Source organism: Paenibacillus sp. PK4536, assembly GCF_028594455.2.
GTDB lineage: Bacteria > Bacillota > Bacilli > Paenibacillales > Paenibacillaceae > Saccharibacillus > Saccharibacillus nuruki.
Window position 1 is genome coordinate 48,209 of record NZ_CP126313.1, and the last position, 15,732, is coordinate 63,940.

The 15,732-nt window shown below is 39.2% G+C and carries 15 protein-coding genes and 2 tRNA genes; 5 read left to right on the top strand and 12 right to left on the bottom strand.

Annotated elements, in window-relative coordinates:
- Nucleotides 1-7: 7 nt before the first annotated feature.
- The 3 genes from clpP to PO903_RS00275 form a co-directional block, all read right to left on the bottom strand.
- Nucleotides 8-598 (bottom strand): ATP-dependent Clp endopeptidase proteolytic subunit ClpP, encoded by a 591-nt coding sequence (gene clpP / locus PO903_RS00265; protein ID WP_069325532.1) that lies wholly within the window; start codon nucleotides 596-598, stop codon nucleotides 8-10.
- Between the two features lie 226 nt (nucleotides 599-824).
- Nucleotides 825-2,141 (bottom strand): trigger factor, encoded by a 1,317-nt coding sequence (gene tig / locus PO903_RS00270; protein ID WP_069325533.1) that lies wholly within the window; start codon nucleotides 2,139-2,141, stop codon nucleotides 825-827.
- 139 nt (nucleotides 2,142-2,280) lie between these two features.
- On the bottom strand, nucleotides 2,281-3,171 hold the full coding sequence (locus PO903_RS00275) for a hypothetical protein (RefSeq protein WP_502921659.1): 891 nt from the start codon (nucleotides 3,169-3,171) through the stop codon (nucleotides 2,281-2,283).
- Between the two features lie 274 nt (nucleotides 3,172-3,445).
- On the opposite strand from PO903_RS00275, the gene PO903_RS00280 reads away from it, so the two are divergent.
- A tRNA-Arg gene (locus tag PO903_RS00280) sits at nucleotides 3,446-3,519 on the top strand.
- Nucleotides 3,520-3,629: 110 nt separating this feature from the next.
- On the opposite strand, the gene PO903_RS00285 is transcribed toward PO903_RS00280, so the two are convergent.
- Both PO903_RS00285 and PO903_RS00290 read right to left on the bottom strand, forming a co-directional pair.
- Entirely contained in the window at nucleotides 3,630-4,865 is a 1,236-nt protein-coding gene (locus PO903_RS00285; protein ID WP_273592330.1) for a DUF438 domain-containing protein, read from the bottom strand.
- Between the two features lie 189 nt (nucleotides 4,866-5,054).
- Nucleotides 5,055-6,347: a Gfo/Idh/MocA family protein gene (locus tag PO903_RS00290; protein WP_273592331.1), complete on the bottom strand. Its 1,293-nt coding sequence runs from the start codon at nucleotides 6,345-6,347 to the stop codon at nucleotides 5,055-5,057.
- A gap of 195 nt (nucleotides 6,348-6,542) precedes the next feature.
- On the opposite strand from PO903_RS00290, the gene PO903_RS00295 reads away from it, so the two are divergent.
- Complete coding sequence (locus PO903_RS00295; protein WP_137223580.1) at nucleotides 6,543-7,430, top strand: AraC family transcriptional regulator; 888 nt, start codon at nucleotides 6,543-6,545, stop codon at nucleotides 7,428-7,430.
- A 1-nt stretch (nucleotide 7,431) separates the two neighbouring features.
- On the opposite strand, the gene PO903_RS00300 is transcribed toward PO903_RS00295, so the two are convergent.
- Nucleotides 7,432-7,977 (bottom strand): GNAT family N-acetyltransferase, encoded by a 546-nt coding sequence (locus tag PO903_RS00300; protein WP_273592332.1) that lies wholly within the window; start codon nucleotides 7,975-7,977, stop codon nucleotides 7,432-7,434.
- Between the two features lie 87 nt (nucleotides 7,978-8,064).
- Here PO903_RS00300 and PO903_RS00305 point away from each other — a divergent pair, with 87 nt between their 5' ends.
- A complete protein-coding gene (locus PO903_RS00305; RefSeq protein WP_273592333.1) occupies nucleotides 8,065-8,574 on the top strand; it encodes a MepB family protein in 510 nt (169 codons plus the stop codon).
- An 87-nt stretch (nucleotides 8,575-8,661) separates the two neighbouring features.
- Here PO903_RS00305 and PO903_RS00310 read toward each other — a convergent pair whose 3' ends face one another.
- Both PO903_RS00310 and psiE read right to left on the bottom strand, forming a co-directional pair.
- The gene (locus PO903_RS00310; RefSeq protein WP_273592334.1) at nucleotides 8,662-9,102 is read right to left on the bottom strand and encodes a hypothetical protein; all 441 of its coding nucleotides are present in this window, start codon (nucleotides 9,100-9,102) and stop codon (nucleotides 8,662-8,664) included.
- 39 nt (nucleotides 9,103-9,141) lie between these two features.
- Nucleotides 9,142-9,561 (bottom strand): phosphate-starvation-inducible protein PsiE, encoded by a 420-nt coding sequence (gene psiE / locus PO903_RS00315; protein ID WP_137223589.1) that lies wholly within the window; start codon nucleotides 9,559-9,561, stop codon nucleotides 9,142-9,144.
- 274 nt (nucleotides 9,562-9,835) lie between these two features.
- Between psiE and PO903_RS00320 the strand changes: the two genes are divergently transcribed.
- Entirely contained in the window at nucleotides 9,836-10,183 is a 348-nt protein-coding gene (locus tag PO903_RS00320; protein ID WP_069325540.1) for an aegerolysin family protein, read from the top strand.
- 104 nt (nucleotides 10,184-10,287) lie between these two features.
- On the opposite strand, the gene PO903_RS00325 is transcribed toward PO903_RS00320, so the two are convergent.
- Nucleotides 10,288-10,361: transfer RNA gene (locus PO903_RS00325), tRNA-Arg, on the bottom strand.
- Between the two features lie 295 nt (nucleotides 10,362-10,656).
- On the opposite strand from PO903_RS00325, the gene PO903_RS00330 reads away from it, so the two are divergent.
- Complete coding sequence (locus tag PO903_RS00330; RefSeq protein WP_069325541.1) at nucleotides 10,657-12,534, top strand: FapA family protein; 1,878 nt, start codon at nucleotides 10,657-10,659, stop codon at nucleotides 12,532-12,534.
- Between the two features lie 69 nt (nucleotides 12,535-12,603).
- Here the strand turns inward: PO903_RS00330 and PO903_RS00335 are convergent, their stop codons facing one another.
- The 3 genes from PO903_RS00335 to PO903_RS00345 all read right to left on the bottom strand — a co-directional run bounded on the left by PO903_RS00335 (nucleotide 12,604) and on the right by PO903_RS00345 (nucleotide 15,728).
- Nucleotides 12,604-13,488, bottom strand: a complete 885-nt coding sequence (locus PO903_RS00335) for an STM4011 family radical SAM protein (RefSeq protein ID WP_273594602.1) — start codon at nucleotides 13,486-13,488, stop codon at nucleotides 12,604-12,606.
- Between the two features lie 2 nt (nucleotides 13,489-13,490).
- Entirely contained in the window at nucleotides 13,491-14,801 is a 1,311-nt protein-coding gene (locus tag PO903_RS00340; protein WP_273594603.1) for an STM4012 family radical SAM protein, read from the bottom strand.
- A 138-nt stretch (nucleotides 14,802-14,939) separates the two neighbouring features.
- On the bottom strand, nucleotides 14,940-15,728 hold the full coding sequence (locus PO903_RS00345) for an STM4013/SEN3800 family hydrolase (RefSeq protein ID WP_069325543.1): 789 nt from the start codon (nucleotides 15,726-15,728) through the stop codon (nucleotides 14,940-14,942).
- Nucleotides 15,729-15,732: the final 4 nt, after the last annotated feature.

The window sequence follows — 15,732 nt, forward strand, 5'->3', positions numbered from 1 at the left end:
CCCCTCTTTAGCTTGTGATCGGACGAGTGAGAATTTGATCTATAATTCCGTAAGCTTTCGCTTCCTCAGCTTCTAAGAAATAATCGCGATCAGTATCTTTTTCAATCTTGTCTAAAGATTGACCCGTACGTTCTACATAAATTTGGTTCAATTTTTGACGTGTTTTGATAATCCATTCAGCATGGATCTTCATATCTGAAGCTTGTCCGCTAATACCACCAAGCGGTTGATGAATCATAACTTCGCTGTTCGGAAGTGCATAACGCTTACCTGGAGCACCTGCTGTTAACAACAGTGAACCCATGCTTGCAGCCATACCGATACAGATCGTCGATACATCCGGCTTAATGAATTGCATTGTATCGTATATACCCATCCCTGCTGTGACAGAACCACCAGGAGAGTTGATGTATAGGTGAATGTCTTTCTCTGGATCTTCCGCAGCTAAAAACAATAGTTGTGCAATAATGAGATTGGCTACATCATCATCAATCGCCGTGCTCAGAAACACGATACGGTCTTTGAGCAATCTTGAATAAATATCGTAAGATCGTTCACCTCTACTGGTTTGTTCGACAACCATAGGTACTAGACTCATAAGACCAACCTCTTTTCTTTGTCATGACTTGTGCCATGAAAATTAGGACGTATAAAAAAGCATAGAAATAATGACACAGAACTATTTTAACATGTACTGTGTCTCATGTCATTTTTTCAGTGCTAATCATTTTATATATAAATAGGTAAAAATAAGGCACGCAAATGTATACGTGCCTTATCTAAAAAGGTTGCAAATATTTGCAACGTCCATATAAAGTTAAAAATTACTCAGCTTGCTCAGCAGCTACAGGCTCAACTTCTTTGCTGTTGTCTACTAAGACTTCGATTGTTTTACGCAATTTGATTTCGTCAGAAAGACTTGCAAGAGAACCATTCGCAGCAAGAATGTTACGAACTTCTTCAGCATCACGTTGGAATTGTCCAGCCATTTTTTCCAATTCCGCAGTTACTTCTTCTTCAGAAACTTCGATGTTTTCTTCTTTAGCGATTTGTTCCAACACTAGGTTGTTACGAACGCGTTTGGAAGCTTCTTCTTTCATTTGCTCTTTAAGATCATCTGTTGTTTGACCAGAGAATCCTGTGTACATTTCAAGATTCATACCTTGTTGACGAAGACGGTTGTCAAAGTCACGAACCATGTTTTCTGTTTCAGAGCTGATCATTGCTTCAGGAATTTCTACTTCAGCGTTTTCAGCTGCTTTTTCAACTGCTGCTGTTTCTTTTGCTGCTTTTACTTCGTTTTCTTTACGAGTAGCGATTTGAGATTTCAAATCTGCTTTGAACTCATCAAGAGTATCGAATTCACTTACGTCTTTAGCAAACTCATCATCCAATTCAGGAAGATTTTTGCGTTTGATTTCGTGAAGTTTTACTTTGAATACTGCATCTTTACCAGCAAGTTCTACCGCATGGTAGCTGTCTGGGAAAGTTACACTTACGTCTTTGAAGTCACCAGTAGACATACCTACTACTTGCTCTTCAAATCCAGGGATAAAGGAGTTAGAACCCAATTCAAGAGAATAACGCTCTGCTTGTCCGCCTTCGAATTGAACGCCATCTACAGAACCGTCGAAGTCAATAACAACTACGTCTCCGTTTTCAGCAGCGCCTTCTTCAAGTACAGACAATTCAGCATGACGTTGTTGCAAACGTGTTAATTCTTCGTTCACGTCTTCTTCGCTAACTTCAGCTTTAGCAACAGGTACTTCTAGTCCTTTGTATTCGCCCAATTTAACTTCAGGTTTTACAGTAACTTTAGCTTTGAATTTGAAAGTTTCGCCTTTTGCGAATTGCTCGATTTCGATTTCAGGACGATCAACCGGGAAAATATCTGCTTCGTCAACAGCTTCAGAGTAAGCTTCTGGAAGCAAGATATCGATTGCATCGTTGTAAAGACTTTCTACCCCAAAGCGTGCTTCGAAAATAGACCGTGGCACTTTACCTTTGCGGAAACCAGGGATGCTGGTTTTTTTAACTACTGTATTGAATGCTTTATCAAGTGCCGCGCTTACACGCTCTGCACCTACTTCTACCTCAAGAACCCCAAGGTTCTTTTCTGTTTTTTCCCATTTTGCTGTCATTTCAAGTATTCCCCTCCAAAAAATATTTCACATTGTATAAATGTTAATTTCACGTACAGAATAACCATTATAGTATATACAACTATCGATGGTTTTTCAAGCGTGATTCCTTTGATGGTCTGGACTCTCTGTTCTTGGATCAAGAACGTGGCAATTGTCCTGACACAAATTGATGCATAGCGCGATAAGCTTGCTCATAGCGGAAGCGAATATTATCGGTTACGCCGTAGAGGAGACGGATGCTTTCTTCCTCCTTGGTGCCTTCTAGCGTCTCAGAAACGGTCTGGTGAAGAGCAGCTGCCCAAATATCCAATTCGGCATCATCACCTCTGACAATGTACTGATAATTCGAAGTACCGTAAGCAGCCATCATAAATTGTGACCATAGTTCCTGAGCAAAATAAAACAGATTAGGCGCATCGCTTTCTGTTTTATCAGCCACTCGCTCCAAAATCTGAATAGCCGTTAAAGGAAACTCGGCTGGCTCTAAAGGAACATTTTCAATCTCAACTTCTATCCATTCATGATCACGTTCAAAGCTTACATTACCCAAATGTCCACGCCTGCGCAACGTTTGCAAAATACGGAACTGAATTAACGGATGTTGCTTACCTGTTTTTAACCAATCAATCAATTCATCATCGATCTTCGGTTGATCGAGATAAGATAATTGTTCAAGTGCCAACAACGTACGTTCGGTTACCGGCTGTTCCATCGCTGTTTCTAATAATTTAGATTCATAAGAATGGTCTGCTGATTGCTTCCCTTTAATACGATCTCGCATGATTGTATCACTATTTGTATGATTTTCTTCATCTTCTTGTTGATCCAAAGCACTACTTTCGATAGCGGCTTCTGGAAAACTCATACGTAGCCAGCCCAAAAGCGATTCCCACTCTTCCATCTGTTGCTCGCTTTGTCCCTGACAATGCAGTAAAAAATCCAGCAAAGCCATGGCTTCACCGTATCGTTCGGTCTCTAACATATTGGTTAATTCAATCTGATAAAAGTCTAGCGTTTTGGGAAACAAAATAACATTCCCTGATGATTCTGTATGTGAATTCGTTGAGTCCGTTATAATAGCACCTCCTACATTTCAATGCTAACTGTATAATGAATAGGATAAAAATATTCATGAATATTAAGATTTTATGATTATAACATAGCTTGTCTCTGCTTCAAAAAGTATGTAACAGTTCTTGAATGACTACATCACCATATTTTACAATCTAAAAAAAGTGTTGTCTTACTTATTAATGCTGTGCTATACTATTTTTGTTGCGCTTCAAACGCACATTCTATTTGTCTCAGTAGCTCAGCTGGATAGAGCAACGCCCTTCTAAGGCGTCGGTCGGGGGTTCGAATCCCTCCTGGGACGTAACGAAAAGAAGTATTCTATATTTTATAGAATACTTCTTTTTTTTGTTTATTGATGTGTCTTTGCCGATAAAAACAGTTCTTTTTTATTATATAATTCATGCCACTAGTTTAGGATAAAATACGTTTTTGTCCTTCTAGTGCTTGGATCGGTTTGATATTTTGTGTGAATTCTAATGTTCCCATGTATTTACCTTCTTGATCTCGAATCGCAAAATAACGAATATAGATAAATTGATCTTTTAACGGAATCCAGAAATCTTCTATATCTTTCACGCCTGCTTTGAAATCTCGAAGCAATTCTTCAACGACATGAACACTTTGTGGAGGATGACAATTTTGTACAGTTCGACCGATCACAGCTTTGGTACGAGCAAAGATTCGTTCTTTGCCATGGGAGAAATAACGAACCACATCATTTTCATCAATAAATGTAAGATCAACCGGTAAATGATTCATCATCAGCTCTAACTGCTGTACAGAAAGTATGCCTGTTTCGAGATGAATATAACCTGAACGTTCTTCAGTAGACTGTACAGGTAATGGCTGGCGGTCAGGCTTCCATTCATGTTCAGGATCAATTAAGCAAAATCCGATCTGGTCACTCTCCCGAGCAATCGATACCCATTCATCTTCTGTTAATTTATCCAGCGCCATAGGTAGTAAAATATGTTCTTCTTTGAAAATCATCTCACTGACTTCACGACTGACTTGTTCGATACAAGCAATCACTTGTTCTACATTGCCATTGTAATCGATCAGGTATTGTTTGGCTTCTTTGATCGCTCCACGAATCGCATCATCGACACCCCACATCACTTTGGTTGGTCCGAAAATGCCGTACTTTTCTAAAAACGGAAAAATCAAATTTTCTTTACGACTGTAATGTTTGTCCACATCATATAATAAACTTAAATCTTCCAGTAATTTAAGACGGTTATGCTCGTCATCTGATTTACGAAATTGATCTAGATGCAGACTGATTGAGAAATGCAATAAACGATCCAATTCTGCATTTTCTTTTTTTAATGTATATACAGGGTGTCCTGGTTGTTCTTCTGGTTGATGAGAACGATGAATATCTTGGATAGAGCCTTTGAAAATCGCTGCATGGACACTACATAATCGTTGTACCTCTTCAACAGGAATCCCTTCGTCTTCCATCAAGGATTGTTCCAAAATCGAAATTTCCTCTACCGTAATATCACCTACGGCTTCTGTAAATCTAGCTTTGACTTCTTCCGTACTTTTACCTTGATGAAGCTCTTTGATAATTTCTTTAAGTAGTTGTTGGCGGTTGTTGTCTAACGAACTACGGTGTTCTCGGTTATTAATTAATTCGCTCATGATATCCATTCCTTCCGTATCGACCCTGCTTGATAATCCTATTGTTAACTGAGAATTATTCTCAAACAGATCGTAACATGCGCTTAATACCAACGTAGTGATTGCAATCACTATCGATACGATTGACTGAAATAAGAAAAAGCCTTTCTTTTATCATCAAGAAAGGCAGGTACATATCATGAATAGCTTCTATTGGTTAAAATGAACCAAGCCATCGATTTTGACAGGTAAGCCAGTACGGATCGATTGATTAGCCGCTATGCCTGTTAAAATAGAGCGTGCTCCATCGACATGATCGGCTGCGCGGTGGAATGGATCTTCAACAGGCTCGCCGAATAAATCGTTCAGAAGAACAGGATCACCGCCGCCATGACCGCCTTCTTTTTCTTCCACTTCTACTTCATAGGCTTCAGCGAACATAGGGAACACTTTGATCGTTTTGCGCTTGAGAGCACCTTCGTCTGCTTTTTCTCCGCCTGCATTTACATAAGATTTCTCGACAACTTCCATTTCGATACGTCCTTTGGTTCCGTTAAAAGCAATACGGTATCCTTCCCACGGCATATAAGCATTTAGAGAGTACGTGAGCATAGCTTTATTTTTGTACCGAACCACAACGCTCATTGTGTCCTCTATATTAATTCCATCTCCAAACACACTCTGATCTCGAATATAACCGTCTTCATGTTCAGCATCCAGATACATCGCTTTTAGATTCGGGTTGGTATCCAGTGGTAACGCAAACGGATCATTTTTAGCGACTTCGCTGCCTGTAGAACGTGCATAAAAATGAGTTTCTCCTCGTTCTTCTGCATTTTCACGTCCATAAAATAATAAGTCGCCCATAGCAAATACCGTATCCGGTTGTGAACCGATCCAGAAGTTCACCAGATCGAAATGATGAGTTGATTTGTGTACTAATAATCCACCGCTATTGCGCTTGTCTCGATGCCAGCGACGGAAATAATCTGCCCCATGTTCGGTATTCAACAACCATTCAAAATGAACAGAAGTCACATCGCCAATCGTGCCATCTGCAATCAATTCTCGTGCTTTGGTATGATGAGGAGCATAACGATAATTAAATGTCACACGTACTTTCTGACCGGTACGCTCTACTGCATCGATAATTTCCTGACATTTATGTTCGTCTACTGTCATCGGTTTTTCTGTGATCACATCGCATCCTAATTCCAGTGCTTTGATAATATAACGATGATGGGTACGATCGACACTGGTGACAATCACAACATCTGGCTGTTTGTCATGAATCATTTGCTCGAATTGATCTGCGGTATATAGATCTACAGCATGGTAATTATATTTATCTTGTAATAATTGATTAGCATGACGTGCGCGAGTGCTATTGATATCACATAGTCCTACTAATTCTGAAGTCTCTCGGTATGTATTTGCTATAGCTCCATAGAAAAATTCAGCCCGTCCACCTGTACCTACCAATACATATTTTTTTAAAGTCATGCTGTTTTCCCCTCTCATCACTGTATAATTGGTTATCCAAAGAGTAGCAAATAAAGCATGATATTTCTCCGCAAATCTTGTTTTATTTCATATATACCGCTTATTTTGTTGTGATATACTTATTTTAAGAGAACGCTTACAGATATAAATATACATATTGTACATATAAGCTTATCCATCAGGAGGACGTGGAATATGAATCATGCAGATAAGACACGATCAAGCTTGACCGATACTCAGACTCCCCATTCACTCACGGTAGAATATGCAGGACGGAGCGATTATTTTGCGATGACCCATGAGCATTTTCATCCTCATTATGAAGTGTATATTTTGCTATCAGGGGAACGGCATTATTTTATACGAGATCAGATCTATCGTGTGCAACAAGGAGATATTGTTTTTATCGCCAAAAATGAATTGCATCGTACACTTCCTGCTGAACTCCCTGAGCATGAACGTATTGTGATGTACTTTAATGATCATTTTGCTGAAAATCATTTTGCCGTACACAGTGCCTGGATATTGTCTTTATTTCAGTCCAAGCAACCTGTTTTTCATTTATCTGCACGAGAGCAATCTCATCTGAATCCTCTTATACAAAAACTATTGCGTGAGTTAACTGTACAAGCGCCGGGCTATGAATTATGTATGCAGTGTATTGTGACTGAATTATTAATTACCTGTGCTCGTCTCCATCGTGAGCAAGCTCAGCTCCCTGCCACAATCGGAACTGAAGCTCATCAGCATATGTCTGAAGTGGCTCGCTACATTAAGTCTCATTATCAACAAGAGATTTCGTTGCCTTTGCTTGCAGAACAATTTCATTTAAGCCCGTCATACCTCAGTCGAATTTTCAAAAAAACAACAGGATTCAGTATCACCGAATATTTGAACACCATACGTATTCAAGAAGCACAGCGATTATTACGAGAATCTGAGCTTAAAATTATTGATATCGCAAATATCGTAGGCTTCGGTAATTTTTCGCATTTCGGTAAAATGTTTAAGCATCTATCTCAGGTAAGCCCTCGTGAGTATCGGGACTCAGCCAAGCATCTGGGTATACAGATATCCAAATAGATTAGTGTATCGCTTGATGTTGTAGCCATTCTTTTTTGAGCAATGCATATTGAAATGTATTTTCGTATTTAGGAGTGCCATCTTCATAAGTAGTCATCGATACAAATTCAACAAAACAACCTTCTTGGCGCATATGGAATCGTTCACATAGTTTTTGTGATCTGTGATTATCATCTTCAACGTATGCATATATTCTTCTTGCATCCATTTGTGTAAATAGATATGCTAGAAGCGCTTTTACACTTTCACTGGCATAGCCTTTGCCTTCAAATCGAGCATTAAAATTCCAACCTATACAATAGGTATCCGGTTCTTCTTTTAACGCAAATAATTCTCCTATCAGTTCATTGCTTTCTTTCAAGCAGACTGCTATATAGGAATCATCTTTACTTCTTTTTTCAATTTTCAAATGTGCTTCTTGTAATGTACTGATCTTGTCATCCAGAAAACAATTCACTCTCGGATGTCCTAGATATTCTAATAGACCTTCGGCATCTGCTTCAATAAAATTTCTCAATCGTAATCGCTCTGTTTCAATATTGTGCATGATTGTTCTCCTATTGTTTTTTTGATTAGAACCTATGTATACCATATCGCAATGCAATGCTACATTCAATTAAAGGAGCCTAAAGCAGTGAATGACTTTTATCATGCGCTAGCCTATGTCAATCAAATGATCTATACACCTAATCAATTCATAATCCAAGCTGTCCAAGAAGAAGCACAAAATGCAGATTATGGTGCAGGAATTTTTCAGTTAAATTCTAAATCTATTCGATTTAGAGTCGCAAAAATAACACCTACTAAGATCGGACAATTTGTTGCTTTTTGGGAAAAAGATGAGCATGATAAAAACCAACCTTTTTCATATGCAAAGGCTACAGATCTATTGGTGATCAATACGTTTACTAGCGATAATCATTGGGGGCAATTTGTATTCCCCAAAGAAGTACTTTTCAAACAAAATATTCTTAAAACAGCTACGACAAAAGGAAAAATGGCTATTAGAGTGTATCCTAAATGGGAAAAGCCTACTAGCAAACAAGCGATCGACACACAGAAATGGCAATTAGACTATTTTGTGGAGCTTAATGATTCGGATTGCTTAGCTATACCCCAGTTATTGAATCTATACACTACTTGAAATGGAGTGCCTAAAAAAGACTTCTATCTCCACCGATGGATATCATCGAAGTGTGAGAATAGAAGTCTTTTTTATTTCATACGGTTATTAAGCAGGTAACAAACCTCGTAAAGCCAGTGAAACCGTACCTTCACCCTGTTCAAGCACGACCCAGTTTACAGCCAGTGCATTTTTTAATTGTTCGATCTGATCAAGACTAAGCTTGATATCATCTAAGCGACCTTCGCCTTCGGTATAATCATCATCTTCCTCAAGCAAAAATCGGTAATCCAACCACATTTTAAGACCCTGAACCGTATTAAATGTAATTCGATATCCCTCTTTGACCGCTTGTACTAAAGGTTCTCCATGCTCTGTCGCATAGGTGAACCATTCTTGAAAATCAGTCTGTGAAGAAGTGATCTGTTCCAATGGAGCTACGTCTTGACGCTCCAAAGCATCTAGCAGTTGGTCTTGCGTTATTCCATCACGACGTAAGCGTTCTAGAATCAATGCAGTACGTTGTGACACTTTAACTTGTACACTCATGATGATTCCTCCAAGATTAGTGGTCAGATTGATGGTTCGTTAATGTTCGTCTCTTCGCATAACTTTCATATTGGCGAGTACCAGTGCACCTAGCAATACAGCAATCGAAATCGACCATAATAATGTATTCGATGCATTGGTGTAATCAATAATAATTAACCGAATAATCGCTGTAATACCAATATAGATAAAATAACGTAATGGGAAATGGAATCCACTTTTGAAATACTGAATAATTAATGCAATAAATTCAAAATACAAAAAGAAGACCAAAAGCTGTTCTGTAAATTCATAATCGGTTTTACCTACATCTGAATCAATAAACATAAAGCTAAAAATATACCATGTTTCTTTCAATAGAAAAAAGGTCAATGTGAAACCTACTAATACAAGGGTTACATTTAATATCCCTTGTAAAATAGCAGGCACTTTATAAACATAATTCATCCACGGTTTCAAGGTCATCCTCCTTATAGCTTGCTCGTTTCAGCTTATTACTTGTTGACGATTGGATTATAAATAAAGACAAAGATGTTGAATATTCATGCTGTATCTCTAGATTATACAGGCGGAATTGAGATGCCGCAATGAAACGATACAACGGTTTACATTCATATTTACATTTTACTTTTTATACCATTTATTACTAAAAATTTATTTATTGATTAATTTATACAATTAACTTATTATAGATTCTGCAAGCCCATCTTATACTAAGAGGAGTGATTTGTTTATGGCTCAACGCGAAGTACACATTTCTGTGATTAATGTAACGGATAGTGAATTGGTTTTGGAAAGTAAAACAAATTTGGCTCATGGTGAATGGGTTGTCTCCCCAACTAATGTCCCTAACAATGCAAAACCAGCTACTTTTGAAGCAGATTCAGATGGGTTCGCTACGGGTGTAGAAGGTACGCTGTATTACAAGCTACCTCAAGGAGAGATCACTCTATATTTTGATGATCCGTATGTAGGTTCGGATGGATTTTCGGCACAAAGTAGTTCACCTGCTTACAATATACAGGTGATTGGTGGTAGTGGAAATGTATGTAATGTGACTTATCTAATTAGTAACACGTAAATAAAAAGATTTTTGAAGTGTACGCTCACTTATCTTTTTTATTTTTGTTATTAAACATAGAAAGAAGTCTCCCCATTTGAACAATGAGAAGACTTCTTTTTTTACGTCCCAGGAGGGATTCGAACCCCCGACCGACGCCTTAGAAGGGCGTTGCTCTATCCAGCTGAGCTACTGAGACAAATCAGATATGTATGCAACACAACATTATTGATTATACTCTATTATGTATTTAATTTCAAAAAAAATTATTATATACTTATAATTACCTGTTTTTTGTGTGCTATATGTGGTACTTTATATTCAATTATAAGTTTCAATTGGAAAAAAGTGGATTAATATACCTATATCGAATCTCCCACGCATACATACCTTTGTTACTTGCAAACGCTCCCACATCTTTTTCAATAATACTCTTGTCGGTTTCCTTTTCCTATAGCATTTGCCTACAATTGAACTGAAATGGAGGTATTCATATGGCTACACCCATCTCCGAAAAGGAACTGGGCTTACTTATTCATCGGATGAACTTAGACTCATCTTCTGATGCTGACGATCGTAAGTCTGGTCAATCATCTTATTCATCGAACGGTAATGGATGGATTCAGGTAGAGAATCATCAGATTATGGTGACTTCACCGGATGAAGGTAAAAAACCGGCTACGATTTGTGCAGTCTCTCCGTTAACCTTATTGATTAATGGTATTCCTTTAAATGGTGCGACTGAAGTCACTGAAGACGATATTATTACTTGGGATATAAAATACCCGCCATTATTTGAAATCAAAGTCTCCCGCGACCGGATGGAAGCCGTATTGATTCTGTATTCGCGTGAAAAATATACATGGGAACTACAAGATGTACCTGCATCTGATCGTGCTTTTATTAAAGCCGCTCCCAATAAAGAACTTGTGATTGATGTGGTGAAATTCAACCATATTATTAACACGCTCGAAAAGCTAGGAATTCGCAAACATTTGGATACCGCAGCGATCATGGCAGAATTGGAACACCCTACTCATCAACCGGTAGTCGTTGCGCGTGGCAAAGCATCGACACCGGGCATAGATGCAAGGCTAGAGTTATTTTTCCCTGAACAAGTAGAGACGATCTTCCATGAAATTGGTGGTGTGATCGATTATCGTAGCCATCGCCGCATCCCTTCTGTACATGAAGGAGACGTGATCGCGGTAAAACATGCGCTGGTTGATGGAATTCCCGGCTATGATGTGTATGGAGATATGCTTCCGCCTACACCTGCTCAAGATATTATTGTTGTGGCCAAAGACTCCACCGAAATGAACGATAAAGGTGAGATTATTGCGCTTGCTCCCGGCAGACCCCGTTTAACAGGTAAAAAAGTGCATCAATTCGATATTTCTAATGCTTTTATCGTAGAAGGTAATGTCGATCTAAGCACAGGTAATATCGTGTTTTCAGGAGATGTGATTATTCATGGTCATGTGACAGATCATATGATTATTGAATCGCTAGGCAATGTCTATGTTCATGGGAATGTATACAATTCTACAATTACAGCGACAGGGAGTATTCTGGTGAAAGGCAATGTGATCAGCGGTCAATTGTACTCAGGCTACTTCGGTGTGATGTTCAATCGAATGTATATGGTCTCCAAGCAGCTCAAGCAAGAAATGGAGCGCTTAGAAATTGCAGCTCAATTACTAAATAACGAAATTCGGGCTCGCAAGCAAACGGTGCGTTACGGGCAAGTCATTATGTTATTGCTCGAAAGTAAATTCAAAATCATTCCTGAACTGGCTCGTGAACTGTTACAAGTATTTGCTAGTATTCAGCAAGTACAGACTGAACAAAACGAACAGTTATTGCTCTTGCTTCAGCAAATTATTCAATCTGCTCAAGTAGCCGATGTCTTTTGTGAACAGACATTAGCACGTATGCGATTACTACTAGAACAATTACATTCGAATGTCGCCAGTATGCAAGAAACACAAGTGAGTATTGAAATGGCTCAGTGTCAGGGAGCTATTATCAAATCCAATGGTGATATTGTTGTTACTAAAGCAGGCGTGATTCAAAGTGAGCTGTATTCTGCTGGAAGTATTGCTTTTCTAGATGAACATTCAGTATGTCGTGGTTCTCAGCTAGAAGCGATGGATCGGATAGTAGCTCAAAATGTAGGTAGCGGTAGCAATGCACATTGCATTCTCAAAGCACGCACTCATATCTATGTGAACCAGATGCATAACGGCTGTATTATGATCGATAGCTATAAGTTGAATATTTGGGAAAAAGTCGAAAAACAGTTGTTCACAATGGAATATATGTTAGCTCAACAAAAGATTCCTCAACAATCTACGTTGACTTCACCTTAAATACAATCTACCGATACAATAAAATTTCAAAACAAAAACCGGTAATGGATCATCTCCATTCCGGTTTTTTTAGATGTGTACAGGCTTGGCTAGATTACGATACGATTGAGGCACGCGTTCTAAAAGACGTTCTCCATAAAGCGATGCAAACGGTTGATCTTTCATATGAATATATCCAATATAACAACCGCATGTTTTCATCTGACACGGACGTTCTTGAGACAACTGCTCTAATGAATGTCGATACAAATGTCCAATCACTCGCTTATCCTGATAACAACGCTTCACAATCCCTGAACCCTGCACATAAAAAACATGCTCCCCTGCACGACAAGCTTGTCCAAGACTATCATAATCTTGCAAATTATCTCTAAAATAAGGATCGATTCCGCTTAATTCTTCAATCTCTGCTTCGCTATAATAACGTGGACGATCTTTGAATGCATTCACCCACACATATACATCTTCAGGTAACTTGGCTCGTAATTGGTGAATCGCTGGAAAAGCTTCACGTAGACCGACTGTACCTGCACTAAACACAATCCCTTGGTTATACAAAGTCATCCCTTGTGCAATAAATCGGTCTTCACGTACTTGTCCCGGATGGTATGTTGCCCAGAACGATGCTTTGGCTGGATTCAATTGAGCGGTCCAATCTAATTTGACCGATAGATTCGTCTGGATAGCCACTTTAGTAATATGAGACATATGAGATAACTCAATCATCGCTTCACGATACCAAGCATGTACCAGCGCTTCTCCATACGGATTGAAAAAGATAGACAGTTGATGACCTGCATGCTCTTGTTGACGTACCCACTCCATAAATTGTGCTAATTGCTGGCGATCTTGCATCAGTGTTTCTTTGCTATCGACAGTTTTGCTAAATGGACAATAAGGACAACTATAGTTACAGGAAGATAATTTGCCACGATAATAAATAGTCGCCTGCATACTCATGAGCCTACATATCCTTCCATCAAAGCATACACATCTTCGGAAATAAACCAATCCCCTATCCCATCGGAGTAAGCTAGCCCTTCAGTCGTCAATTGTAATACCTGTGGTTGATCCTCATTGTCGATCAGTTCTGCCATCCCTGTCCAGATCAAGTTCTGCAATTCTGGAAAATGCTCAAGCGGCGAAGCACCAAAACGTGCTACATAATCGGTGATCGTCAATCCTTCACGGTGTAAAATAGCTTTGAGAATAAAGCGACGTTGACGCTCTTCTAGATTAAGCACAAATCCATAATTCGCTTGATCATGACGCTCTGCGGTGACATAATCTTCGATAATACTGCGTGTTGTAGCGGCACTCACTCCATAATGAGAAGCATAGTGTACATTTTGCGTATACGAACGTGCTCCGCATCCAAGCCCTGCCATCCCTTCTTCCTGACAGCTATACGGTAATAATGACTTAGAGGACGATAATGGCTTGGCAAAACGTCGCATCGAGTACTGGGTGTATCCAGCGGCTTCTAAGCGAGTACGAGCAGCATGATATAACTCCAAGCGGATATCTTCTTCCAGCCCTGTATGTCCCGGCTTTAATATCGTATTTTCACGAATATATAATGGATAAATAAAGATCTCACCGGGATCATATGATAATGCTTGTTCTACCGAATATAACCATGTCTCTATCGTCTGCTCCGGTAATCCATAGATCAGATCCACATTGAGTAACGGAAAATCATAATCGACTAACATACGTAATGCTTCACGTACTAACTCTGGCTTTTGTGGACGATAAATCGCTTTACTTTCAGATTCGACAAAGCTCTGAATTCCCATACTCACCCGATCCGTTCCACGACGCTTTAGAATCTCTAAGCGTTCAGGTGTTACGGTATCTGGCGAAGTCTCTACAGAAATGGAAGCATGTCTAGGATCAAGCCCCATAATATTTTCAGCAATATCAAATAATCGATTCAATTGATCAGGCTGTAGTAATGTAGGCGTTCCTCCACCGATTGCAAATCGTGAAAAAGGTCGTCTCGCTACTAAAGGTGCCCATTGCTTGGCTTGACGTTCTAGCGCATCCACATACTGTTCATGTACATCTACCCGCTTATCAGGCAACGTAAATAAATTGCAAAATCCACAACGAGCACCACAAAATGGAATATGCATATATAGAAAATAACTTTCCAATTGTTCTTGCTCCCATAATGATTGCAAATCATACGGTGGATCAAGTTCACGATAGGCAGTCTTATGTGGATAAGAGTAAAGATATGAACGATAAGGAGCACTCTTCATCTGTTGTTCCCATTCCTGCAACGCTGGTGTCCATTCTGCTGGTGGAAGAGCATGGAGCGGTAACTGCAATGATTCCGAATTCATAAGGCTACACTCCTTTTTGATCAATAACAGATGAATTGTACTAAATTCACCTTTTTATAATATAAATTCACGATAAGGCACGTTCCAGACCACTTCGTGAGCTAAACGATGCCCTTCGTACCCATCTTCTCCATACGCTGTTCCATGATCGGAAAAGACCAGACATAAGGTCGGTCGCTTCCGCTTGCGAAAAGCAGCAAACAAACGTCCTAATTCTCCATCAACATAACGGAGTGCCGCTCGCTGAGTCTCGATTGAATCTTTGCGAATATGATTAGGAATAAAATAATGATTCGGTCCATGAATAGCAGATACATTGAGAAATAAAAATAAACGTTGCTCTAGATCAGCTCCGTCTAACAATTGTAACGCATGATTGACTTGATGTTCTGTAGATCGTGGATTCGTCACTCCGAATGTCATTCGCCAATAACTTTCTTGAAAATAAGCAGGCAACACTTTGGCTAACTTATTTTTTTTGGTAAAAAAGATTACGCCACCGATACAGATCGTTCGATATCCTTCTTGCGCTAATCCCGATACGATGTCAGGAGCATCAAACAACCATGTATACGGATGAGTACGAAATCCACTATGCTTCCCGTGAAAAAGTCGAATATGCGAATCTTTATCCGTATTCGCAGGTGTAGGTAAAAATCCGCCGAAAAAAGCATGATGAGCCGCATACGTAAAACTGCCTGGACTATGACGCTTTTCCCATCCACCACTTGCACATAGATGAGGGCAATTGTCTTCTTCTAGCTTTGCCACATCATAGCGCAGTGTATCCAGTGTAATCATCAAAATATCGTGTGTACCTACAATTTCATTCATATTCATCATAACG